We start from the raw sequence: 22,072 nt of genomic DNA on the forward strand, positions 1-22,072 counted from the left end.
CTCAGCGCGGCACGGGCACGGAGGCCAGCACCGTGTCCAGCACGCCCTCGGCGGTGACACCCTCGAGCTCGGCCTCCGCGCGCAGCTGCACGCGGTGCCGCAGCGTCGGGTGGGCGAGCGCCTTGATGTCGTCGGGGGTCACGAAGGAGCGGCCCGACAGCCAGGCCCACGCGCGCGCCGTGCGCAGCAGCGCGGTGGCGCCACGCGGCGAGACGCCGAGCGAGAGCGAGGGCGAGAAGCGGGTGGCACGGCAGACGTCCACCGCGTAGCCGAGCACCTCGCGCGACACCTGGACGCGGGCCACCTCGGCACGCGCCCGCTCCAGGACGGTGGCGTCGGCGACCGGCGTGACGCCGGCGGCGGCGAGGTTGCGCGGGTCGAAGCCGGCCGCGTGCCGGGCGAGGACCTCCACCTCCTGCTCGCGTTCGGGCAGGGGCAGCACGAGCTTGAGCAGGAACCGGTCGAGCTGGGCCTCGGGCAGCGAGTAGGTGCCCTCGTACTCGACGGGGTTCTGGGTGGCGATCACCAGGAACGGGTCGGGCAGCGGCCGCGGCGTGCCGTCCACCGACACCTGCCGCTCCTCCATCGCCTCCAGCAGGGACGCCTGGGTCTTGGGGGGCGTGCGGTTGATCTCGTCCGCCAGCACCAGGTTGGTGAACACGGGGCCCTCGCGGAACGAGAACTCGGCGGTCCGCGCGTCGTACACGAGCGAGCCCGTCACGTCGCCCGGCATGAGGTCGGGCGTGAACTGGATGCGCTTGGTGTCCAGGTTCAGGGCCGCCGCGAGGGTGCGGACCAGCAGTGTCTTCGCGACACCCGGCACACCCTCCAGGAGCACGTGGCCCTGGCACAGCAGCGCGATGAGCAGGCTCGTCACCGCCGCGTCCTGCCCGACGACGGCCTTGCCCACCTCCGTACGAACCGCCGCTAGGGCGGCACGCAGCTCCTGCGACGGGGCGGTGGGTGGAGCGGGTGCCGCCGGGGCCGGTGCTGCGGGGGCTTGCTGGGCACTCGGCTGCGGAGCCGGCTCAGCGGTCTGAGGCGTGGGCGCAGGTGCGCTCTGGTGGGGGACGGCTGGTTCGGTCACGGTCGGTGGACCTCGCTCTCCAGGATGTCGAGTCGGCGCGCGAGCTCGGCGAGCGCGGCGTCGTCAGCGGGGGGTGGGCCGTAGAGCAGGTCTGCCACCTGCTGCGACGGGCGGTTGGTCGCGGCCACTACGGCGTCGACCACGGTGTTGGCATCGGACGAGCGGGCAAGGCCGAGGCGTGTGGCGACCCGGTCGGCGGCCGAGGCGCGCAGCCCTGCGGCGGCGTGCCCGCGGGCGCGGGCCGCCCGGTACAGCCGGGCGCGGCCACGGGTGGCCTCGGCCGACCGCACGAGAACGGGCAGGTCCTCGACGACCAGCGGCCCCATGCGTCGCACGCGCCACAGCGCGAGCAGGACCGCCGCCAGCACGGCAATCAGGGCGACGGGCGCGGAACCCGGCGGCATCAGCGCGTTGACCTGGCCGCGCTGGGCGGGCGTGGGCTCGTCGTCTCCGGTGCTGACGTCCATCGGGTCCGGCACCAGCCACACCAGGTCCTCGTGCTCGCCCAGCATGCGCAGGGCGAGCGCCGCGTTGCCCTCGTCCAGGACCGTGCCGTTGCGGAGCACCGCGGCGTCGGAGACCACTGTCACCGACCGGTCCGGGAACTCCAGGCGTGCGTAGGCGTAGCCGCCCAGGCCGTCGGGCCAGCAGAGGGCGGGGCGCACGCCGTCGGCACCGGTGGACGTCTCGGTCAGGCCGGGCCGCAGCGCGAGCTCACCCGCCGCGCGCGCCGTCGGGTCGTCGCACTGGGGGGCGACAGGATCGCCCGACTCGCCGTACGTGGCCTCGAGCGTGTCCTGGCTGATCGACCCGACCATGTCGAAGTCCGGTTCGAGCACCACGAGGTCGGCGCCCGTGCGGTTCAGCGCGGAGATCTGGTCGTCGGCGAAGAACGACGGGTTCGGCGCGATCAGGAGGGTGCTGTCCGGACCCGCGGCAGAGACGGCGTCGGCCACCCTGGTCACGTGGGTGACCCGCACGCCCTGGTCCTTCAGCACCTCGGCCACGGCCATGCCGCCGTCGTCCTCCGGGTTGTCCGGGGCGTACGAGTCGGCCGACGTCGCCGGGCGCACCACCGCGAGGAACGCGACGAGCAGGACGATCACGAAGAGGACCGTCAGCGGCCAGCGCATCCGGCGCCACCTGCTCGCGGCGCGGGACCGGCCGGTCGTGTCGTCGCCGATGATCACCGGAGCGTCGTTCGTCGGGCCGGCAGGCGCGCCGGACACCGCCGTGGGCGGGGTGGGCGGTGCGGGCGCGAGGTCGGGCGGCAGCGACGTCATGCGGCGACCTCCGGGCGAGCGGCGGTGACCGCGGCGTCGAGCGCGCGCAGGTCGGCGTCGTCCGCCGCCGTGGCGACCCGGTCGCCGTACTCGACGCCGTCGAACAGGTCCGCGCCCGCGTGCAGGCCGGCGGCCTGGGCCGGCAGGCGCAGGCCCGCATCGGCCGCGGCCTCCTGGGCCGTGCGGCCGGGTCGCGGCTCGATGATCACTCGTTCCTCCATGGAGCGGACAACTGCCCGGAAGCGCTCGACGGACGCCGTCCGCCAGTCGCCCGACGAAGCCGCCGCGTCGGCCGCCGCACGCATCTGCGCGGCCGTGCGGGCGTCGTCGGTGTCGAGCACCTCGGCCGAACGCGCGCGGTTGCGCCCGAGCTGCACCGGCCCGGCGATCAGCCAGGCGATCAGGAGCACCACCGCAGCGATCACCGCGACGACGATGCCCAGCTGTGGGCCGGACATCGACGTGGCGGGCCACTCGATGCTCGTGAACCACTCCAGCACCCAGTTGATCAGGCGCTGCAGCAGCGACTCACGCTCCGCGTACTCGGGCCGCTGCAGCTCGCTGCTGAGCCATTCACGTGCGGTGTCCCGGTCCGGGACGACGGGCAGATCAGCCCTCATGTCACTTGTCCGCCGCGGCAGCGGCCGCGGCCTGCAGCTGCACGTCCAGTCCTTCGCGTCGCATCCGGGTGTCGATGTAGAGCAGGGCGATGACACCGCCGAGGAACAGCACGCTCATACCGCCCGTGATGACGTACGTGACGCCGTAGCTGACCGCCAGGCCGGCTCCGCTCTCCATCACCATGAACACGCTCATGAGGAGGCCGACCGGCACCGCGACCACCTGGCCGATGATCCCGAGGATGACCGAGGTCAGCAGGTAGATGCCGAGCACCCGCCAGAACGTGCCGCGGGTCAGCTTCCACGCGCGCCGGCACGTCTCCCAGAATCCGCCGCCCTCCACCGCGAGCGCCGGCGGGATCAGGATGACGCGGGTGAACACCCACACGGCACCCACCAGGAGCGCCGCCATCACGAGGAAGAGGCCGATCACGCCGACCGTCGGGTCGACGAGGAAGAGGCCGACGACGATGCCGGCGGCCAGGGCGTAGGCGACGAGCACCACGAGCATGCTCAGGAGGGAGAACCCGATCAGGAACCACGCGCGCTTGACGGTACGGCTCCACGCGTCGGACACGGAGATCTTGCGTCCGATGACGGAGTCGCTGACGGAGATCGCCATGACGCCCATGGCGAGCGGGGTGGCCAGCGTGAGCAGCACTCCGGTCCCGATCGCCGAACCGTAGGTCACGCCGAGGATCTCCTGCGTGAAGCCGAGGTCCTCGAAGGCGGGGTCGGTCCCGATCTCGGCGAACAGGCCGCCGAACAGGTCGGTGAAGAGCGTGGTGAGCGGGATGCTGATCAGCGTGCCGACCGCGACGGCCGCGACGACGATGACCGCTGTCAGGCCCAGCGTCACCCCCGGGTTGTGCCGGACGGCGCCGAACGCGCCGTCGTACAGCTCGCCGAGGCTGAGCGGGCGCAGGGGCACGATGCCGGGCTTGTCCGCCGGCGGGCGGTAGCCCGGGATCTGCGCGGAGTACGGGGAGTGCTGCCCGTACTGGCTCTGACCGTACTGCGCCGCCGGCCCACCCTGCAGCGTCTGCGGTGTCCCGTACTGCGGCTGGGCCGGCGCGGGGGACGCTGCCGGGTCGTACCCGGGCGCGTACTGCCCGTACCGCGGCGGCTCGCCCCAGCCGGCGGGCTGGGAAGCGCCGGGCTGCGGGGGCGTCGGCTGCGCCGGCTGGTCGGGTGCGCTCTCGGGCGTCGTCATGGGGGCGTGCTCCCGGGTGTCGTCTCAAGTCGTGCCTGCGCCGCAACCCTAGTACGCGTCGCTGACAGCGGGCCCCGAATTCGGTCGGTACGGCGGGGCGCCGCGCAACTGTCACCCAGCCGTGACCACCGTCAGCCGGCGGTGACGACGGTGGCGCCCGCCTCGTGCTCGGCGAGGTCGCCGGTGGCCCCGGCGCGGACGGCCCGGCGGCCCAGGACGTACACGTAGGTCCAGAACCCGGCGAGCACGATCGCGCCGATCACTATCTTGAGCCACCAGTACATCGCCGATCCGGTGACGAAGCCCTCCACGAGTGCGGAGACGCCGAGCGCCGCCGCGAGCCCGATGGCCATGGTGATCAGGGCACGCCCCTCGGCGGCCATCGCGACGGACCGCCTGCGGTGCCCCGGATCGATCAGGGTCCAGAAAAGCCGCAGGCCTGCGGCTCCCGCGACGAAGATGCAGGTCAGCTCCAGCAGACCGTGCGGAGCGATGAGCGTGAGGAACAGGTCGAGCTCGCCGTGGGCTGCCATCATGCCGCCGGTGGCGCCGATCTGGACCGCGTTCTGCCAGAGCACCATCAGGGGGAAGAACCCGGTGATCCCGCCGCCGATGGCCTGCGCGGCGATCCACGCGTTGTTGACCCCCACCACGGCGGCGAACCCGATGCCCGGCTCGTAGTAGGAGGCGAACGCGTTGTTCACGTACTCCTCCTGCTCCGCCGGCGTCCTCATCGCGTTCAGCGCGTCGACATCGGTGGCGATGTAGACGCCGGCGACTATCGCGACGAGCAGGCAGGCCGCCGTCACGGCGTGCGACCACCAGCGGATCCGGTAGAACGCGGCGGGCAGCGAGACCACCGCGAACCGCACCACCTCGCGCCAGGCCGGCTCGTGCGTCCCGGCGATGCGAGTGCGTGCCCGGTTCAGCACGTCCGACAGCCGCGTGACCAGCGCCGGGTCGGGCGCGGCCGACCGGACCGTCGAGAGGTGCGTGGCCACCGACTGGTACAGGCGCACCAGCTCGTCGGACTCGGCGCCGTCCAGGCGGCGACGGGACGAGAGCTCCTTGAGGCGGTCCCACTCTGCGGCGTGCACGGCGGTGAAGGCGTCGATGTCCACGGCGGTAGTCTGCCGCACAGGAGTTACGGCGTGACCTCGAAGGCCCTGCAACCCGACCGGAGGAACCGTGCAGGACGGCATAGTCATCGGCGAGGGCGTGGTGCTGGATGCGCGCCCGGCGTCGTTCATCACGCGCGCGATGGGCGCCATGCTCGACTTCCTGGTGATCGGCGCGGTCGTCGTCGCCGCACTGGTCATCGGCGGCATCTGGTTCCTCGAGAACGCCGTGCTGGGCGAGGACATCGCGACGGTGGTCTACATCCTCACGACCGTCACGGTCATGGTGGGCATACCCGTCACCGTGGAGACGCTGTCGCGCGGCCGGTCGATCGGCAAGCTCGCGTGCGGCATCCGCGTGGTGCGGGACGACGGTGGCCCGGTCCGGTTCCGGCACGCGCTGGTGCGTGCCCTCGTCGGGGTGATCGAGCTGTGGCTCACCTTCGGCGGTGTCGCCGCCATCGCGTCGCTGGCCAACGCGAAGGGCAAGCGCCTCGGCGACATCGCCGCGGGCACGTACGCGGTGCGGGTGCGCGGCGGCAAGCAGCCGTCGGCCCCGATAGTGATGCCCCAGTCCCTGGCCGCGTGGGCGCACACCGCCGACATGCGCCGTCTGCCCGACGGTCTCGCGCTGGCCGCCCGCCAGCTCCTGGGCCGTGCCGCCCGCCTCGCACCCGAGTCGCGGGCCCGGCTCGGCGACGACCTCGCCGGGCGGATCGAGCGCTACGTGGCGCCCGGGCCTCCGCCCGGCACCCACCCGGAGGCGTTCCTGCACGCCGTCCTCGCCGAACGCCGCGAGCGCGAGCTCGTCGCCGGTCAGCGGGAGCGCAAGCGGGCAGAGGAGCAGTCGGAGCTGCTGCACCGCCTGCCGTTCGCCGTGCCGGACCCGCCGCGCTGAGCCGTTACCTCGTCCGACCCCTCGTCGGCCCCCTCTCCGGACGAGGCGGAGTCAGGTGAGACGAGTGGCCTGAGCGTCCGACAGCCTCGAGAACAGCGAGCGCACCGCGTCTCCGGCGCGGAGCAGCCCGGCCTGCACCGCCCGGCGCAGCCGGGCCGACGTCGGCCGCTCGACGCCGTAGTGGATCGCGACCGCCAGGCCGAGGCTCAGCGCGCCGGCGGCGAAGAGCGCGACGGTGCGGGTGGTCTCGTGGGCCAGCACGTCGATCACGGCGTACCCGAACTGCGTGTGCACCAGGTAGATGGGATACGTCAGGCCGCCGACGGTGCCGAGCGCCGCCGCCAGCCGCCGGGGCGGGACCGTGCGGCCCGGGAGCGTGGTCGCCCAGACGGCCGCGACGCACGCCAGCATGAGCACCACGGTGATCACCGGGCTCACCGGCACGCCCTGCAGGTCGGACGCCCGGCCGGCCGCCTCGAGGACGCGCACCACGCACAGGGCAACTCCCCCGGCGAGCAGCACGCTGCTGAGCAGGTCGATGCCGTCGCGGTACACGAGGTACAGCAGCATGCCGACGGCGAAGTACGGGGCGTAGTTCGGCACCAGCAGGTCGGCGAGCCAGTGCGCGCCGAGATCCTGCGCCGCCCAGCCCACCAGCGGCCAGAGCGTCGCGAAGGCGAGCACCCGGTTGCGGGTGAGCGGACCGAACGCCAGCACCACGAACACGAGCAGGTAGAACTTGAGCTCCACCAGCAGGGTCCAGAACACGACCTGGACGCCCGTCACCTCGAACAGGTCCTGCACCATCGTGAGATTGACCAGTGTCTCGGTCAGCGACGTCTGGCGTCCGCCCGACCAGAACTGCTGCAGGCCCGCCGTCAGCACTATGCACGCCCAGTAGGCCGGGAAGAGCCTGCCCACGCGAGAGGCGACGAAGCCCGCGATGCCGCGGCCGTCGGCGCTGAGCAGGATCACGAACCCGGAGATCATGAAGAACAGCTCGACCGCGAGCCAGCCGTACCGCGTGACCTCGTTGAGCAGCGGGAACGCGTCGGCCGGGTCGACGCCCCAGTACGAGGTCACCGTCGACGTCGCCGTGAAGTGGTAGAGCAGCACCGCGACCGCCGCCCCGAAGCGCAGGCCGTCCATCCCCACGAGCCGGCCGGGCGGTTTCCGGCTCTCGTCGCTCGTCGTTACGGGGGTTGCTTCTGACACGGTGGCTGGCTGGCTGCTCGTCGTCATCGCCGCAGACCCTAGGTCACAGAAAGATAACGGTCAATTTCACCTTATCAAACTGGCGCTCAGCTCTCATCCCTACCCCGGGCGGTCAGCGCGGCGCGGCCTCCAGCGTGGCGAGGAACTCGGCGGTCCGGTCCGCGACGACGTCGGGCGCCTCGTAGTGGGCCAGGTGCCCCACCCGCGGGACGACGGCGAGCCGGGCACGCGGGAACATCTGCTCCAGCACGCGCTGGGAGGCCAGCGGGGCGACGTCGTCGTTCTCGGACGCGATCAGGAGCGTCGGCACGTCGACGGCGGGCGCGTAACCGGCGACGTCGGTCCCCACCGAGGCGTGGAAGGCCTCGAGCAGCGTGCGCCGGTCGGCGAACCCCGAGAAGTACCTGTCGTGCTCGGCGTGGATCCAGCGCCGCAGGACCCGGTCGTCCGTAGTGACCATCGCCACACTCGCTACGCGGGTGAACATCGGGTGACGAAGCAGCCCGGTTCCCACGGCCTCCGGCAGCGCGGCGGCCAGCCGGTGCACACCGACCGTCACGGCGCTCAGCGCGCGTCGCGGCCCCTCGAGCGCCGCCGTGGCGATCGGGTTGACCAGCACGAGCCCGCGCACGCGGGGCGCGTCGTCGCCGGCCAAGGTGGCGGACGCGACGATCGACCCGAAGGAGTGCCCGGCCAGCACCGCATCGCCCTCCGGCGCGACGGCGGCCAGCAGCTCGGCGGTCCAGGCCGCGTAGCCCGCCACGTCGTGGCGCCCTTCCCCGAGCGGTGCCGAAGCACCGAATCCGGGCAGGTCAGGCACCACAACCTGCAGGTCAGGGCGCTGCCGCAGGAGGTGCGCCACTATCAGCTCCAGGCCGTGGTGATCGCCCCGGAACCCGTGCAGGAAGACCAGCCGGTGCGGTGCCGCAGGGTCGCCGTACACCCGGACGTGGGCCTGGACCCCGCCGATCTCACGGTCCGCGTCGCGCACGGGCGTGCCTGCGACGAGGGCCGCGTAGGGCGCCTCGTCCGCCGCCCGGTCCGGGTTGCTGGACGGCAGCGGCGCCGGGCGCTGCGAAGGCGTGTCGGTGTTCATCGCGCTGACCTTAAGCATGGTGACGACATCCGGGGTACACGTTCACGAAAGATGGGGGTAAACCCCCATCTCGTTTCCGGGGGTAAACCCGGTGGCGGTGAAGACCCTTCTTGCGCCACGGTTGGTCCATGCAAGCCACAGCGGTCGCCCTGGACGGGCCCGGCACCGTACCGCTCGCCGGTACCGCCGTCGTGAGGGACCGTGTGGGCACGGACCTCCACCGCCCGTCGCCCCACCGCGACCGCTTCCTGTTCCTGCGCCACCGAGCTCGACGGATCCCCAGTTCCGACACGGGCCGCGCGGCGCGCACGACCACTTCGAGACTTACCGGACCATCGAGAGGTACAGCTCAGTGAACCTGCCCGACACCCGCCGCACGATCCTGATCGGCGCGGACACCTACCCGCCCGCTGTGAACGGAGCCGCCCGGTTCGCCGGCAGCCTGGCCACGGGCCTGGCCCGCCGGGGTTACGAGGTCCACGTCGTCGCCCCCTCGCCGACCGGCCGCCCCGTGCGCGAGGTGCACGACGGAGTCGTCCTGCACGGCCTGCGTTCGAGCCGGTACCCGACGCACCACAACCTGCAGATCTCGCTGCCGTGGGAGACGCACCGCGCGGTCTCGGAGATCATCGACGAGGTACGGCCCGACGTCGTGCACACCAACGGCAGCTTCATCGTCGGCCGCTCGCTGGTCGCCGCCACCCACCGGGCGGGTATCCCCCTGGTGGCCACCAACCACCTGATGCCCGAGAACCTGGTCGGCTACATGCTGGTGCCCAGCTCGATGCACCGCACGGTCGGCCGCTGGCTCTGGCGGGACATCGGCCGGGTCTACGCGAAGGCCGACGTCGTCACGGCGCCGACCCCCCGCGCCGTCGACCTGCTGGCGCAGCACGCTGGCCTGACGCACGCGATCCCCGTGTCCAACGGCATCGACACGGACCACTACCCGACCAGCACCCGGGAGGACCGGCCGGAGCCGACGGTCCTGTTCGTCGGGCGCCTGGACCCGGAGAAGCGGGTCGACGAGATCATCCGGGCCTTCGCGCTGCTGCCGGAGAACCTCCCGGGACGGCTGGAGATCATCGGCACCGGGAACAAGGCCGACGAGTGGGCCGCTCTCGCCACCAAGGCCGGCGTCGCCCACCGCGTCCGGTTCCGCGGGTACGTGCCGGACGACCAGCTGCTCACCGCCTACTCCGAGGCCGACGTGTTCTGCATGCCGGGCATCGCCGAGCTGCAGAGCCTCGTCACGCTCGAGGCGATGTCGTCGGGCCTCCCGGTCGTGGCCGCCGATGCGATGGCCCTGCCGCACCTGGTCCGCCCCGGCATCAACGGCTGGCTCTACACCCCTGGCGACGTGCGGGAGCTGGCGAACCGGCTCGGTGACCTGCTGGCGGACGCCGCCCTGCGCCACCGCATGGGCGCGGCCAGCCGCGAGCTCGTGGCCGCGCACGCGATGGACGGGACCCTCGACGCGTTCGAGGGCATCTACGACAAGGTGCTCGACAACCGTCTGCAGACCGCGACCTGAGCCCGGTCCCCGTTCCGAACCCTGCGACCGCCACCCCACGACCGCCGGAGCCTCGCGTGGTCGAGCTGTCGAGACCGGTCTCGACCAGCTTGACCACGCGAGGTCCTGCCACGCCCGGGCGGCGCGGGGTCAGCCCCCGAAGACCGGCGCGATCACCTTGACGAGCTCGTTGCCGCCGAGGACCAGGAACATCACGGCCACCAGGGCGAGGATCACGTTGACCCACCAGCGGTTGCGCCACTGGAGCGGCACCGCCTTCGAGTTCATCAGGATCAGCAGCGTCAGCGCGAGGAACGGCATGAACAGCGAGCCCAGCGCGCCGTAGAGCACGACGAGCAGGATCGGCCTGTCGAGGAACAGCAGCGCCATCGGCGGGAACGTCAGCCACAGGATGTAGATCCGGTAGTACGTGCCGCCGGCGCCGCGACGGCGGTCGTCGCTGGGCAGGTTGCGCATCGTGGCGACGAAGTCCGCGAACATCAGCGACACCCCGTGCCAGACGCCGAGCACCGACGAGAACGTCGCGGCGAAGAACCCGACGAGGAACAGCGGTGCCATGAACGACCCGTACCGCTGCGAGAGCACGTCGGCGAGGTCGATGAGCCCCTCCTCGCCGTCGGCCACGGCCATGCCCGCGGAGTACAGCAGCTCCGCGCCCACGACGAGCATGGACACCACGAAGATGCCCGACATGACGTAGGCCCAGGCGTTGTCGAGCCGCATGACGCGCATCCAGCGGGGCGTGTCCCAGCCCTTCTCCGTGAGCCAGTAGCCGTAGGCGGCCAGCGTGATGGTGCCGCCGACGCCGCCCGCGAGGCCCAGCGTGTTGAGGACCGCGCCCTCGGGGATGATCGGCACGAGGCCCGCAGCGATCTCGCCGAGGTTGGGCGTCGTCATCGCCGCCGAGCCCACGACGGTCACGAACATGATGCCGATGAGGACCGCCATCACGTTCTCGAACGGCTTGTACTTGCCGAACCAGACGAGCAGCAGGCCGGCGACGCCGGCGAGCATCGCCCAGTAGCGCACCTCGACTCCCGGGAACAGCCCGTTCAGCGCGAGGCCGACGCCGGACATCGCGGCGGCGCCGTAGCTGAAGCCCCAGATGACCACGTAGATGCCGAAGTAGACGACGGCCCACAGGCCGAGTCCCTTCCAGCCGTCGAAGATGGTCCGGCCGGTCGCGAGCGTCCAGCGCCCGGCACCCTCGACCAGGGCGATCTTCACGACGACGCCGAGGATCACCGCCCACAGCAGGGCATAGCCGTAGTTGCTGCCCGCGACCATCGTGGCGACGAGGTCACCGGCGCCGATGCCGGTGGCCGCGACGACGAGGCCCGGGCCGATGATCTTCCAGCGCGGCCGTTCGAGGGATCCGTCGTACCCGCCGGCGGCCTGCACACCGGACGACGGCGGGTCCTCGGTCATCCCCTGTGAAGTGACCTCATTGTCCTTTTCCATGGCGAGACTGTACCCAGGGTTTCACCCGCCGGACAGAGGCGCCCCGCCCGCGGCGGAGGTTTCGGAGGACCACAGGGCAGCGCCCGCACGCGCGTTGTCCAGGGGGCGATCGTATGCAATCGTCCCTGCCATGACCTCCGCACCGTCCGCCCCGCTGCCGTCCGACCCGGCTCGCTTCTCACCGCCCGCCGCCCAGACGACCCGGCCCGACCTCCAGGGCACGTTCGGCATGGTGGGCTCGACCCACTGGATCGCCACCGCGAGCGCCCAGGCGGTGCTCGAACGGGGCGGTAACGCGTTCGACGCGGCGGTCGCCGGTGCGTTCGTGCTCCACGTCGTGGAGCCGCACCTCAACGGGCCGGGCGGCGACATGACGGGTGTCTTCGTCACCGCCGGCGCGCCGTCGGCCCCGCGCGTGCTGATGGGCCAGGGCCCTGCCCCGGCGGGCGCGACCATCGAGCACTACCGGGCAGAGGGGCTCGACCTCGTGCCGGGTTCGGGGGCCCTGGCGGCGGCGGTTCCTGGCGCCGTCGACGCCTGGCTGCTGCTCCTGCGCGACCACGGGACCTGGGACCTCGGCGACGTGCTGGCGTACGCCGTCGGGTACGCCCGCGACGGCCACCCCGTGCTCGGCCGGGTCAGCTCCACCATCTCCATGGTCAGCGACCTGTTCCGGGACCACTGGCCCACCTCGGCCGCCCGCTGGCTGCCCGACGGCGCGGCTCCCGCACCCGGCACTCTCGTGACCAACCCGGAGTACGCCGACCTGCTGGACGCGGTCGTCGCGGCGGGCTCCGGCGCGGCGAGCCGCGCGGAGGCCATCGACCTCGCCAGGGTGGCCTGGCGCGAGCGCGTGGGCACGGCCGTCGAGGCGTTCGTCGGCACCCCGCACCGGCATGCCGACGGCGGCGACCACGCGGGCGTCATGACGGCCGCCGACGTCGCCGGGTTCGAGGCCTCCTACGAGGAGGCGTGCACCGCGACGTTCCGCGGGTACACCGTCGCCAAGACCGGTGCCTGGGGGCAGGGCCCGGCCATGCTGGCCGCGCTCAAGATCCTCGAGGGGTTCGACGACGCCGCGCTCGACCCGTCCACCGAGCTCGGCGCCCACACGGTCCTCGAGGCCCAGAAGCTGGCGATGGCGGACCGCGACGTCTGGTACGGCGACCCCGCCGCCGCCGACGTGCCGCTGACGTACCTGCTCAGCGAGGAGTACGCGGCCCGCCGCCGGGCGCTCGTCGGCGATACCGCCAGCCACGAGGTACGCCCGGGCGACGTGCCGGGGATCCCGACACCGCCGGTGCCCGTCCTGCGCACCGAGTACGCGACGAGCGCCCCGGCCGGCTCGCTGCCGGGCGCCCCGACGGGGGGTGCGGCGGCGGGTGTCGGCGAGCCAACGGTGGAGGTGCCCTCGGTGGTCGAGGCACCCGACTCCCCCGAGCACACGGGTGCCACCCGCGGCGACACGTGCCACATCGACGTCGTGGACCGCTGGGGCAACATGATCTCGGCCACGCCCTCGGGCGGCTGGCTGCAGTCCTCCCCCACGGTGCCGGGACTCGGCTTCTGCCTGGGCACGCGGCTGCAGATGACGTGGCTGGACGAAGCGTCGCCGTCGGCCCTGGTGCCCGGACGACGGCCGCGCACCACGCTCACGCCGACGCTCGTGCTGCGCGACGGCGAGCCGCTGATCGCCCTCGGCTCCCCGGGCGGCGACCAGCAGGACCAGTGGCAGCTGCTGTTCCTCCTGCGGGTGCTCGTCGGCGGGTACACGCCGCAGCAGGCCATCGACGCGCCGGCCCTGCACACGACGTCGTTCCCCGGCTCCTTCTGGCCCCGCACCTGGACACCGGGCGGTGCCGTGGTGGAGGACCGGCTCGGCGACGACGTCATCGCCGGGCTGGAGCGTCGCGGGCACGTGGTGACGCGGGCCGGCGACTGGTCGCTGGGGCGCCTGTCCGCCGTGACCCGCGATCCCGCCACCGGGCTGCTGGGGGCCGCCGCCAACCCGCGAGGTGCGCAGGGGTACGCCGCGGGCCGCTGAGCGACGTGGGCGCGGTTACCGTGAGCAGGTGCCGATGAAGAGGTTTCCCCAGCGCGTCTACCGGAACGGCGAAGAGCCCGACCCCCGGTTCAGCCTCGCCAACGAGCGCACGTTCCTCGCCTGGCTGCGGACGGCTCTCGGGATGTACGCGGGGGCGTTCGCACTCGAAGCGCTCTCGCTGCCGGCCGCGCCCGGCTGGCGCGTGGCGGCTGCCGGCGTCTTCCTCGTGCTGGGCACGGTCGCCGCGGTGCAGGCCTGGCTCGGCTGGGCCGCCACCGAGACGGCGCTGCGCCTGGGCCGGCCGCTCCCCGGCCTCGCCGTCGGCGGGCTGCTCGTCGTGGGCATCGTCGTCGCGGTCGCGCTGGTGACCATCGGGCTGTTCGTATGAGCCGAGCGGCCTCCGATAACGGCGTCTACGACTCCGGCCTGCAGACCGAGCGCACCCTGCTCGCGTGGCGCCGCACGTGCCTCGCGTTCGGGGTGGCCAGCCTCGTCGCCATGCGTTTCACGGTGGAGGCCGCCGGCGTGCTGGCGGTCTTCGCGGGCGTGATCGGCGCCGGCCTGGCGGTCGCCGCCTATGTCGCAGCCGCGATCGGCTACCGGCGCGCCAACGCCGCGCTGCACACCACCGGTTCCCTCGACCACGGTGCCGCGCCCATCGCCCTCGCCACGGCCGCCGCCCTGGTCCTCGGTGCGGCCTGTGCGGGCTACGTCGTCCTGGGCGCGCTGTCCGGCTGACGCCGCCGCTGGTCAGCGGCGACCCCTACACACAGCCCGGCACCGTCGGCGTGTCGCGTGCGGCGTGCAGGGGTGACGGTCCCGGCTCAGAACGTCCGGTGGGTCCAGCGGCCCGCCAGCAGGGTGCCCGCTACCGGCATCTCCCGCAGGGCGTCCGCCGCGGCCGTAGCCGCACCCCCGGCCCCGGCCCCGCCGTCGGCGGCGCCGACCTCCAAGGGATCCGCGTCCAGGACCACCAGGTCCGCAGGGCCGCCCGCCGCCGGGTACAGCCCCCGCCCGTCGGTCGAGGCCTCCAGCGCCGTCCGCAGCCCGATCCGCTGCTCGGGGTGCCACGGGTCGCGCCCGTCCCGGGAACGGCTGACGGCCGCCGCGACGGCGACCCACGGGTCGAGGGGCGCGACCGGGGCGTCCGAGCCCAGCGCGAGCACCACCCCGGCGTCGGCCAGGGAGCCGTACGGGAAGGCCCGACCGGTGCGGCCGGCCCAGTGCCGGTCTGCGACGTCGCGGTCGTCCATGGCGTGCTCGGGCTGGACGGACGCGATCACGCCGAGCCCGGCGAACCGCGCGAGATCTGTGTCGTCGAGGAGCTGGGCGTGCTCGACAGAGCCGCGAGCGCCCGTCGCGGCAAACGCGTCCAGCGCGAGGGCGTTGGCGTGGTCGCCGATCGCGTGGATCGCGCACTGCAGCCCGCCGCCGTGGGCGCGCTTCATGAGCGGGACCAGCTCGTCGGGCGGCACGGACAGGATCCCGTGCGCCTCGGGCCCCGTCAGGCCCGGATAGGCGTCGTGGCAGTAGGCGGTGCGGGTGTTGAGCGAGCCGTCCGTGACCACCTTGAACGGTCCCTGTTCCAGCAGCCCGCCGGAGCCGGGCAGCACGTCACCGGTCCGCAGGCCCGCGGCGAGGACGTCGTCCAGCCAGGGCGTCCAGACGCCCGCCCGGACGCGCAGCGCGTCGAAGCCGTCCGCGAACCGGCGGCGCCAGGTGGTGAGGTTGTCGGTGATCTCCAGGTCGACGACGCCGACCACGCCCCGGGCTGCGGCGGCTGCGGCGGCGTCGGCCACCCAGGTGTCGGCGAGCTCGTCCGCGACCCGGTCGACGGCGGCGGCCAACGGCAGCCACTCGCTCTCCCGCAGCACACCGGTCGGGTGCGTGTCGACCCCGACGTACCGCAGGCCGGCGGTGCTGAGCCACGCGCAGTGCAGGTCGCCGGACACGAGGACGACCGGGACGGAGCCCGCCACCGCGTCGAGCAGCGCGGCGGTCGGGACGTCCGGCCACAGGCCGTCCCGGAACCCGTAGCCGATCAGCGCGGCGCCGGGCTCGAGCACCCCTTCCGCGAGGCGGTCACGGACGAGCGCCGCCGCCTCGGCTGCGGAGCCGGCGCCCGACAGGTCGAGCCGTCGCCGCACCAGCGCCCACTGCGTGAGGTGCACGTGCTTGTCCCAGAGGCCGGGCAGGACGGTGCGGCCGGCCAGGTCGACCCGCTCCGCCGGCCCGGCGTCGAGCGTGCCCGCCGCCCCGACGCCGACGACGTGCCCGTCCCGCAGCAACAGGTCGACCGGGTCGGTGCGGCCGACCAGGCGGGCACCAGCCAGCAGCAGCTCGGCCGCGCGGCTCACGACTGGTCCGGCCTGCGGTCGAGCTCTACCCGCATCTCCGCCGCGAGCGCTGGCTGCGCGTAGTGCGGGTCCGACTCCAGCGCAGCCACCACACGTTCCGCGACGGCGCGCGGCTTGTCCTGGCTCAGCTTGGCCTTGCCCTGCCATCGGGTGACACGCAGGCGGAAGCCCGCGGCTCCCTTGGCGATGCGCCGGGCGTACTCCTCGACCCGGGGCAACCGGACGGGGTCGGGCATGACCGACTCGTACCTGTCGACGGTGTCGGACAGGATCGCGTACGACTCCTGCGGCCCGAGCAGCTCCACCGTGCAGTACAGGTGGACGGCGACGTAGTTCCACGTCGGCACGGCCGGGGTCATGTCGTACCAGCCGGGAGACACGTAGCCGTGGGGGCCCTGGACGATCAGCAGCGACTCGCGTCCGCTGTCGAGCCCGTGCAGCACCTCGTCCGGCCGGCCGACGTGGCTGAGCAGGCTCATCGGCTCCCCCGGCGGCGTCTCCTCCAGCAGGACCGGCACGTGGGAGGCGACGGGCGTGCCGTCGTCCGCGACCGAGACCAGGGTGGCCCAGCCGTGGGTGCGGACGAGCTCGCGCACGCGGGCCTCGTCCTCGATCTGGTAGTCGCGGTTGTCGATCACAGGGTCATCGAACCATCACGGGGCTCCTGACCGGACACGCGCGGGCGGTGAAAGCACCGCGGGGCGAAAAAGTAGGTTTCGCGTTCGTATCTTCTCCCCAGATCCGGTGGTAATCCTCGCCAGGACGCGTAGGTTGCCCTACGGGCCCCGCACGGGGGCTCTTCAGTCACCACAGGAGAGTGAACATGCGCATCTCCCACTCCCGCAGAGCACTCGCAGTCGCTACAGCGACCGCGCTCGCGCTCACCGCGTTCGGCAGCGCAGCCGGAAACGCGGCCGACGAGCCGGAGTCGACACCCGTCCCGATCGTCACGCCGGACGGAGCCCTGTTCTCGTACGTCGTGAACACGGAGCGCGCCGGCGCCCGGGACACCATCCTCGCGGTCAAGTCGATCAAGCGGGCCGACGGCGTCGTCGTCCAGGCCTGGCCGCAGATCGGCGTGCTCGTCGTCCACTCCGCGAACGGTTCGTTCCGCGAGGACGTGCTCGCGGCCGACCGCGTCGGCGTCGTCGAGTCCGTCGGCGCCACCCGCACGGTCTCCCCGACCGAGGGAACGCCGGGCGCCGAGACCGCCGCTGGGGCCAAGCAGAGCAAGACCGTCATGGGCCAGGCGAAGAAGGACACCACCGGCTGGACCGTCGACGAGCCGGCCGGCACCACCGCCGTCCCCGACCCGGGCGAGGCCACGCAGTGGGACATGACGATGATCAAGGCTGACCAGGCCATCGAGGTCAACCCCGGCTCGTCCCGGGTCACCGTCGGCGTGCTGGACTCCGGGATCGACGCGTCGCACCCCGACCTGGCCAGCCAGGTCGACGCGGACCAGTCGGTGAACTGCACCGACGGCGGTAAGCCGGACACCTCGGCGACCGGCTGGCTGCCGACCACCTCGGACCACGGCACGCACGTCGCCGGCACCATCGCCGCGGCGCAGAACGGCGTCGGCATCGTCGGCGTCGCGCCGGGCGTCAAGATGGCCTCGGTCAAGGTCGTCAACGACGACGGGTACATCTACCCCGAGTACGCGGTCTGCGGCTTCATCTGGGCGGGCATGCACCGCATGGACGTCACGAACAACTCGTACTACATCGACCCGTTCATGTACTGGTGCGAGGACCAGCCCGACCAGGCTGCCGCGAAGGAGGCCGTGCGCCGCGCGGTGGACTTCTCGACGAAGCGTGGCGTGGTGCACGCCGCCGCGGCGGGCAACGCGGCCACCGACCTGGCCAACAACACCACCGATGCGTCGAGCCCCAACGACTCGACGCCGGTGCAGCGCGTGATCAACTCCGACTGCGAGGACATCCCCGCGGAGCTGGACGGCGTGGTGACGGTCTCGTCCCTGACCCAGGCCACGAGCCTCAGCTCGTTCTCGAACCGCGGCCTCGGCAAGATCGACGTCTCCGCCCCGGGCAGCGCGATCGTCTCCACCGAGCTGAACGGCACCTGGGACACCAAGAGCGGCACGTCGATGGCGTCCCCGCACGTCGCGGGCGTGCTCGCGCTCCTGAAGTCGGCGCACCCGCGCTGGAGCCCGGCGAAGCTGGAGGCGGCGGTCCGCGCCCAGGCCGACGACCACGAGTGCACCACCACGACGGCCGGGCCGGCCTGCGTGGGCACGCTGGACGAGAACAGCTTCTACGGCGACGGCATCACCGACGCCCTGGACGCGGTGACGATCAAGTAGGTCACCGAGCAGTCAGGACTCGCTGAGCAGAAGGGCCGCCGACGCAGGTCGGCGGCCCTTCTGTGCTGCTCCGCGGAACGGGAGGCGGTCGCTCAGTACTGGTGAGCGGGCCCGCCGATCATGCCGGCGGCGACCGTCTTGTTGGTCGCCTCGTCCACGAGGATGAACGCGCCCGTCTGCCGGTTGGTCTGGTAGGCGTCCACGAAGAGCGGCTGGGTCACCCGCAGCCGGATCCGCGCCATCTCGTTCAGCTTGATCTCGGTCGCGTCCTCGTCACGGTGCAGGGTGTTCACGTCGACGCGGTAGTTGATGTTCTTGACCAGCGCCCGCGCCCACCGGGTGGTGTGCTTGATCGCGTACTTCTTGCCCTGCACCAGCGACGCGGACTCGTCCATCCAGCAGATCTGGGCGTCGATGTCCTGCGTGACCGTCGGTGCGTTGTTCGGGCGGCAGATCATGTCCCCGCGCGAGATGTCGATCTCGTCCGCCAGACGCACGGTCACCGACATGGGCGGGTACGCCTCGTCGACGGGGCCGTCCGCCGTGTCGATGGACGCGATGGTCGTCTCCAGGCCGGCCGGGAGTGCCAGCACCCGGTCGCCCGGCTTCATGACGCCGGACGCGACGGTGCCCGCGTAGCCGCGGTAGTCGCGCGTGTCGTTCTGCTGCGGCCGGATCACGTACTGCACCGGGAACCGCACGTCGACCAGGTTGCGGTCGGAGGCGACGTGCAGCCGCTCGAGGTGGCTGAGCAGCGGCGAGCCGTCGAACCACTGCATGTTCTCGGACCGGGTCACCACGTTGTCGCCCGCCAGGGCGGACACCGGGATGAAGGTCAGGTCCGGTACCCGCAGCCGGGAGGCGAACTCGGTGAACTCGGCCCGGATCTTCTCGAAGACCTGCTCGTCGTAGTCGACCAGGTCCATCTTGTTCACGCAGACCACGATGTGCGGCACGCCCAGCAGCGTGGCGAGGAACGTGTGCCGGCGCGACTGCTCGACGACACCCTTGCGTGCGTCGATGAGGATGAGCGCCACGTCCGCCGTCGAGGCGCCGGTGACCATGTTCCGCGTGTACTGGATGTGGCCAGGCGTGTCCGCGATGATGAACTTGCGCTTGGGCGTCGCGAAGTAGCGGTACGCCACGTCGATGGTGATGCCCTGCTCGCGCTCGGCACGCAGGCCGTCCGTCAGGAGCGACAGGTCCGCGTAGTCGTCGCCGCGGTCCTTGCTGACCTGCTCCACCGACTCGAGCTGGTCGGCGAAGATCGACTTGCTGTCGAACAGCAGCCGGCCGATCAGCGTGGACTTGCCGTCGTCCACCGAGCCGGCCGTCGCGAACCGCAGGAGGTCGCCGCTGACGGCCTCGTGCGCCTCGGGGGCTGAACCAGCCTCAGGGAGAGTCGTCGTCATCAGAAGTAGCCTTCCTTCTTGCGGTCTTCCATCGCGGCCTCGCTCACCTTGTCGTCGCCGCGCGTGGCGCCGCGCTCGGTGAGGCGCACCGCCGCGACCTCCTCGACGACGTCGCGCAGCGTGGTCGCGGTGGACTCGACGCAGGCCGTGAGGTTCGCGTCGCCGACCGTGCGGTAGCGCGTGGACAGGACCTTCGGGGTCTCGCCGTCCTTGAGCGGGGTGAAGTCGTTGACCTCGTAGAGCATGCCGGCCCGCTCGACGACCTCGCGCTCCTTGGCGAGGTAGAGGTCGGGCAGGTCGATGTTCTCGGCCTCGATGTAGGCCCAGATGTCCAGCTCGGTCCAGTTGGACAGCGGGAACACCCGGATGGACTCGCCCTGGTGGACGCGGCCGTTGTACAGGTTCCAGATCTCGGGGCGCTGGTTCTTCGGGTCCCACTGGCCGAAGTCGTCGCGGAAGGAGAAGACGCGCTCCTTGGCGCGGGCCTTCTCCTCGTCGCGCCGGCCGCCGCCGAACAGGGCGTCGAAGCCGTGCTTCTCCGCGGCCTCCAGCAGCACCGGCGTCTGGATCCGGTTGCGGGAGCCGTTGGGCTCCTCCTGGACCAGGCCGCGGTCGATCGCCTCCTGGACCGAGGCGACGACGAGCTGCACGCCCGTCCGCTCCACCCACCGGTCGCGGCAGTCGAGCACGGTCTGGAAGTTCAGCCCGGTGTCGACGTGCATGATCGGGAACGGCACCCGCGCCGGCGCGAACGCCTTGACGGCCAGGTGCAGCATGACGATGGAGTCCTTGCCGCCGGAGAACAGCAGACACGGCCGCCCCATCTCGGCTACGACCTCACGCATGATGTGGATGCTCTCGGCTTCCAGGCTGCGCAGCTGGCTCAGGACGTGACTCTTCACTCCTCAAGCACCTTCCTTGCGGTCTGCCCCGACCACGGACGCGACACCGACGGTGTCGAGCAGCTCACGCAGGTGCGGAGCCAGGGCCGGGGGGCATACGAACAGGTCAGGGAGCCATGGGCTCTCCCGGTTGTACTCGAGCTCGGATCCGTCGAGACGCGTGCAGACGAGCCCTCGCGACCGTGCCACGGCCACGGGGGCCGCGGAGTCCCACTCGTACTGCCCACCACCGTGGACATAGGCGTCAACTGTACCGTCGGCGACAGCCATCATCTTGACGCCCGCCGAGCCCATCGGGACGAGCTCGACGTCGTCGCGCTCGGCCAGGGCGGCCACGAATGCGGGCGGGCGGCTGCGGCTCGCGGCGATCCGCAGCCGGCGGGCGCCGGCCAGGACAGCCGCGCCGTCGTCCACCGGCCCGACGGCGTCCGCGGTGGTCAGGACCTGCTCGCGCGACGGCAGGCCGACCGCTCCGACGGTGAGGCCGGCCCCGCGCTCCCAGAGCGCGATGTGGACGGCGAAGTCGTCGCGCCACTGTCCGGCCCGGGGCCCGTCGGTGTGCCGCTCGGCGAACTCTCTGGTCCCGTCGAGCGGGTCGATGATCCACACCCGATCCGCGCTCGTGCGGGACGCGTCGTCCTTCGCCTCCTCCGAGAGGACGGCGTCGGCGGGGCGGGCGGCGGTCAGCGCGGCCGCGAGCCAGGCCTGGGCCGCGGCGTCACCCGCGTCCTTGAATTCCTTGGCCACGAACGAGCCGCCGGCGGCGTCGACCTCGGCGCGGAGCGCGAGGAGCACCTCCGCCGCTCCCGTGGCGAGTGCGTCGGCAAGGGCGTCGTCATCGAGCGACGCCTGAGGGAGCGTAGGGAACGGCGCGTTCATCGATCTCCAGGGTGGACGTCTTCTCCGGGGATCCGGCCGTCCTGCGCTGCGCTGCCCGGCCCTCGTCGGGGACCAAGGCGCGGTGGGTGGAGGTCCGGCGGACGCGCCGAGGCTACCATTCCGCCCATGCCGTCCAGTGCCAGTGCACATTTTCTCACCCCTGACCACCCCAGGAGGCGTTAATGCCTACTAACCCGATGGGTTTGATCGGAATAAAGGGGTTGCGTGCCCGGCCTGAGGAGCACCGCCGATGAGCATCGACCTCCCCCTGATCCTCGGCGGCCTCGCGGTCGGTTTCGTCGTGGGCCTGACCGGGATGGGCGGCGGCGCGCTCATGACGCCGATGCTCATCTTCGTGTTCCGCGTCGACCCGCTGGTGGCGGTGTCGAGCGACGTGGTCGCCAGCCTCTTCATGAAGCCGGCGGGCGCGATAGTGCACATGCGACGCGGGACGGTGAACCTCAAGCTCGTCCTGTGGCTGTGCGTGGGCTCGGTGCCCGCTGCGTTCTCGGGAGCCCTCCTGATCCAGGCTCTGCCGTTCGGCGACTCCCTGGACAGCACGCTCAAGATGGTGCTCGGGGTAGCGCTGCTCATCGCGTCCTGCGGCCTCGTGGTCCGTGCCGTGCT

Annotated in this window: 20 protein-coding genes; 7 read left to right on the forward strand and 13 right to left on the reverse strand. The window is 72.3% G+C overall.

What is annotated here, in order from left to right:
- Nucleotide 1: 1 nt before the first annotated feature.
- The 5 genes from ACFO6V_RS27625 to ACFO6V_RS27645 all read right to left on the reverse strand — a co-directional run bounded on the left by ACFO6V_RS27625 (nt 2) and on the right by ACFO6V_RS27645 (nt 5,324).
- The gene (locus ACFO6V_RS27625; protein WP_464718978.1) at nt 2–1,087 is read right to left on the reverse strand and encodes an AAA family ATPase; all 1,086 of its coding nucleotides are present in this window, start codon (nt 1,085–1,087) and stop codon (nt 2–4) included.
- Nucleotides 1,084–2,370 (reverse strand): DUF4350 domain-containing protein, encoded by a 1,287-nt coding sequence (locus ACFO6V_RS27630; protein ID WP_377142262.1) that lies wholly within the window; start codon nt 2,368–2,370, stop codon nt 1,084–1,086. Before ACFO6V_RS27630 ends, ACFO6V_RS27625 begins: the two co-directional genes overlap by 4 nt.
- Nucleotides 2,367–2,990, reverse strand: coding sequence for a DUF4129 domain-containing protein (locus ACFO6V_RS27635; protein WP_377142265.1), 624 nt, complete (start codon nt 2,988–2,990; stop codon nt 2,367–2,369). The genes ACFO6V_RS27630 and ACFO6V_RS27635 overlap by 4 nt, the downstream gene beginning before the upstream one ends.
- A 1-nt stretch (nt 2,991) precedes the next feature.
- The gene (locus tag ACFO6V_RS27640; protein WP_377142268.1) at nt 2,992–4,203 is read right to left on the reverse strand and encodes a DUF7544 domain-containing protein; all 1,212 of its coding nucleotides are present in this window, start codon (nt 4,201–4,203) and stop codon (nt 2,992–2,994) included.
- A gap of 131 nt (nt 4,204–4,334) precedes the next feature.
- Nucleotides 4,335–5,324, reverse strand: coding sequence for a stage II sporulation protein M (locus ACFO6V_RS27645; protein WP_377142270.1), 990 nt, complete (start codon nt 5,322–5,324; stop codon nt 4,335–4,337).
- 67 nt (nt 5,325–5,391) lie between these two features.
- Between ACFO6V_RS27645 and ACFO6V_RS27650 the strand changes: the two genes are divergently transcribed.
- Nucleotides 5,392–6,219 (forward strand): RDD family protein, encoded by an 828-nt coding sequence (locus tag ACFO6V_RS27650; RefSeq protein ID WP_377142273.1) that lies wholly within the window; start codon nt 5,392–5,394, stop codon nt 6,217–6,219.
- Between the two features lie 51 nt (nt 6,220–6,270).
- Here the strand turns inward: ACFO6V_RS27650 and ACFO6V_RS27655 are convergent, their stop codons facing one another.
- Nucleotides 6,271–7,461 carry an acyltransferase family protein gene (locus ACFO6V_RS27655; protein ID WP_377142276.1) on the reverse strand — a complete coding sequence of 397 codons (1,191 nt, stop codon included), beginning with the start codon at nt 7,459–7,461 and terminating at the stop codon, nt 6,271–6,273.
- Between the two features lie 85 nt (nt 7,462–7,546).
- Nucleotides 7,547–8,530, reverse strand: a complete 984-nt coding sequence (locus ACFO6V_RS27660) for an alpha/beta fold hydrolase (RefSeq protein WP_377142279.1) — start codon at nt 8,528–8,530, stop codon at nt 7,547–7,549.
- A 352-nt stretch (nt 8,531–8,882) separates the two neighbouring features.
- Here ACFO6V_RS27660 and ACFO6V_RS27665 point away from each other — a divergent pair, with 352 nt between their 5' ends.
- Nucleotides 8,883–10,064, forward strand: coding sequence for a glycosyltransferase (locus tag ACFO6V_RS27665; RefSeq protein WP_377142282.1), 1,182 nt, complete (start codon nt 8,883–8,885; stop codon nt 10,062–10,064).
- 129 nt (nt 10,065–10,193) lie between these two features.
- Here ACFO6V_RS27665 and ACFO6V_RS27670 read toward each other — a convergent pair whose 3' ends face one another.
- Nucleotides 10,194–11,525: an Nramp family divalent metal transporter gene (locus tag ACFO6V_RS27670; RefSeq protein WP_377142285.1), complete on the reverse strand. Its 1,332-nt coding sequence runs from the start codon at nt 11,523–11,525 to the stop codon at nt 10,194–10,196.
- A 130-nt stretch (nt 11,526–11,655) separates the two neighbouring features.
- On the opposite strand from ACFO6V_RS27670, the gene ACFO6V_RS27675 reads away from it, so the two are divergent.
- Genes ACFO6V_RS27675 through ACFO6V_RS27685 form a run of 3 tightly spaced genes read left to right on the forward strand, consistent with a single transcriptional unit; the run spans nt 11,656 to nt 14,307 of the window.
- Nucleotides 11,656–13,569, forward strand: a complete 1,914-nt coding sequence (locus ACFO6V_RS27675) for a gamma-glutamyltransferase family protein (protein WP_417715011.1) — start codon at nt 11,656–11,658, stop codon at nt 13,567–13,569.
- Between the two features lie 34 nt (nt 13,570–13,603).
- Complete coding sequence (locus ACFO6V_RS27680) at nt 13,604–13,957, forward strand: YidH family protein (protein WP_377142288.1); 354 nt, start codon at nt 13,604–13,606, stop codon at nt 13,955–13,957.
- The gene (locus tag ACFO6V_RS27685; RefSeq protein ID WP_377142291.1) at nt 13,954–14,307 is read left to right on the forward strand and encodes a DUF202 domain-containing protein; all 354 of its coding nucleotides are present in this window, start codon (nt 13,954–13,956) and stop codon (nt 14,305–14,307) included. The genes ACFO6V_RS27680 and ACFO6V_RS27685 overlap by 4 nt, the downstream gene beginning before the upstream one ends.
- Before the next feature lie 86 nt (nt 14,308–14,393).
- Here ACFO6V_RS27685 and ACFO6V_RS27690 read toward each other — a convergent pair whose 3' ends face one another.
- Both ACFO6V_RS27690 and ACFO6V_RS27695 read right to left on the reverse strand, forming a co-directional pair.
- Nucleotides 14,394–15,926: an amidohydrolase gene (locus tag ACFO6V_RS27690; protein ID WP_377142294.1), complete on the reverse strand. Its 1,533-nt coding sequence runs from the start codon at nt 15,924–15,926 to the stop codon at nt 14,394–14,396.
- A complete protein-coding gene (locus ACFO6V_RS27695) occupies nt 15,923–16,564 on the reverse strand; it encodes an FMN-binding negative transcriptional regulator (protein ID WP_377142297.1) in 642 nt (213 codons plus the stop codon). The genes ACFO6V_RS27690 and ACFO6V_RS27695 overlap by 4 nt, the downstream gene beginning before the upstream one ends.
- Before the next feature lie 185 nt (nt 16,565–16,749).
- Here ACFO6V_RS27695 and ACFO6V_RS27700 point away from each other — a divergent pair, with 185 nt between their 5' ends.
- Nucleotides 16,750–18,252 carry a S8 family peptidase gene (locus ACFO6V_RS27700; protein ID WP_377142300.1) on the forward strand — a complete coding sequence of 501 codons (1,503 nt, stop codon included), beginning with the start codon at nt 16,750–16,752 and terminating at the stop codon, nt 18,250–18,252.
- A 92-nt stretch (nt 18,253–18,344) separates the two neighbouring features.
- Here the strand turns inward: ACFO6V_RS27700 and cysN are convergent, their stop codons facing one another.
- Genes cysN through ACFO6V_RS27715 form a run of 3 tightly spaced genes read right to left on the reverse strand, consistent with a single transcriptional unit; the run spans nt 18,345 to nt 21,445 of the window.
- The gene (gene cysN, locus ACFO6V_RS27705) at nt 18,345–19,664 is read right to left on the reverse strand and encodes a sulfate adenylyltransferase subunit CysN (protein WP_377142302.1); all 1,320 of its coding nucleotides are present in this window, start codon (nt 19,662–19,664) and stop codon (nt 18,345–18,347) included.
- A complete protein-coding gene (cysD, locus tag ACFO6V_RS27710; RefSeq protein ID WP_116676739.1) occupies nt 19,664–20,566 on the reverse strand; it encodes a sulfate adenylyltransferase subunit CysD in 903 nt (300 codons plus the stop codon). The genes cysN and cysD overlap by 1 nt, the downstream gene beginning before the upstream one ends.
- A gap of 3 nt (nt 20,567–20,569) precedes the next feature.
- The gene (locus ACFO6V_RS27715; protein ID WP_377142305.1) at nt 20,570–21,445 is read right to left on the reverse strand and encodes a 3'(2'),5'-bisphosphate nucleotidase CysQ; all 876 of its coding nucleotides are present in this window, start codon (nt 21,443–21,445) and stop codon (nt 20,570–20,572) included.
- 250 nt (nt 21,446–21,695) lie between these two features.
- On the opposite strand from ACFO6V_RS27715, the gene ACFO6V_RS27720 reads away from it, so the two are divergent.
- Nucleotides 21,696–22,072, forward strand: a 377-nt coding sequence (locus ACFO6V_RS27720) for a sulfite exporter TauE/SafE family protein (RefSeq protein ID WP_377142308.1), incomplete at its 3' end; no start/stop codon positions are given.

Origin of the sequence: Promicromonospora alba (assembly GCF_042654905.1) — a bacterium.
Taxonomy (GTDB): Bacteria; Actinomycetota; Actinomycetes; order Actinomycetales; family Cellulomonadaceae; genus Promicromonospora; species Promicromonospora alba.

Bases quoted from the DNA above. Each gene is read 5' to 3' on its own strand.
- ACFO6V_RS27655 (WP_377142276.1), bottom strand. From the start codon at position 7,461: ATGACGACGAGCAGCCAGCCAGCCACCGTGTCAGAAGCAACCCCCGTA.
- ACFO6V_RS27715 (WP_377142305.1), bottom strand. From the start codon at position 21,445: ATGAACGCGCCGTTCCCTACGCTCCCTCAGGCGTCGCTCGATGACGAC.
- cysN (WP_377142302.1), bottom strand. From the start codon at position 19,664: ATGACGACGACTCTCCCTGAGGCTGGTTCAGCCCCCGAGGCGCACGAG.
- ACFO6V_RS27670 (WP_377142285.1), bottom strand. From the start codon at position 11,525: ATGGAAAAGGACAATGAGGTCACTTCACAGGGGATGACCGAGGACCCG.
- ACFO6V_RS27630 (WP_377142262.1), bottom strand. From the start codon at position 2,370: ATGACGTCGCTGCCGCCCGACCTCGCGCCCGCACCGCCCACCCCGCCC.
- ACFO6V_RS27685 (WP_377142291.1), top strand. From the start codon at position 13,954: ATGAGCCGAGCGGCCTCCGATAACGGCGTCTACGACTCCGGCCTGCAG.
- ACFO6V_RS27680 (WP_377142288.1), top strand. From the start codon at position 13,604: ATGAAGAGGTTTCCCCAGCGCGTCTACCGGAACGGCGAAGAGCCCGAC.
- ACFO6V_RS27640 (WP_377142268.1), bottom strand. From the start codon at position 4,203: ATGACGACGCCCGAGAGCGCACCCGACCAGCCGGCGCAGCCGACGCCC.
- ACFO6V_RS27700 (WP_377142300.1), top strand. From the start codon at position 16,750: ATGCGCATCTCCCACTCCCGCAGAGCACTCGCAGTCGCTACAGCGACC.
- ACFO6V_RS27660 (WP_377142279.1), bottom strand. From the start codon at position 8,530: ATGAACACCGACACGCCTTCGCAGCGCCCGGCGCCGCTGCCGTCCAGC.
- ACFO6V_RS27635 (WP_377142265.1), bottom strand. From the start codon at position 2,990: ATGAGGGCTGATCTGCCCGTCGTCCCGGACCGGGACACCGCACGTGAA.
- ACFO6V_RS27675 (WP_417715011.1), top strand. From the start codon at position 11,656: ATGACCTCCGCACCGTCCGCCCCGCTGCCGTCCGACCCGGCTCGCTTC.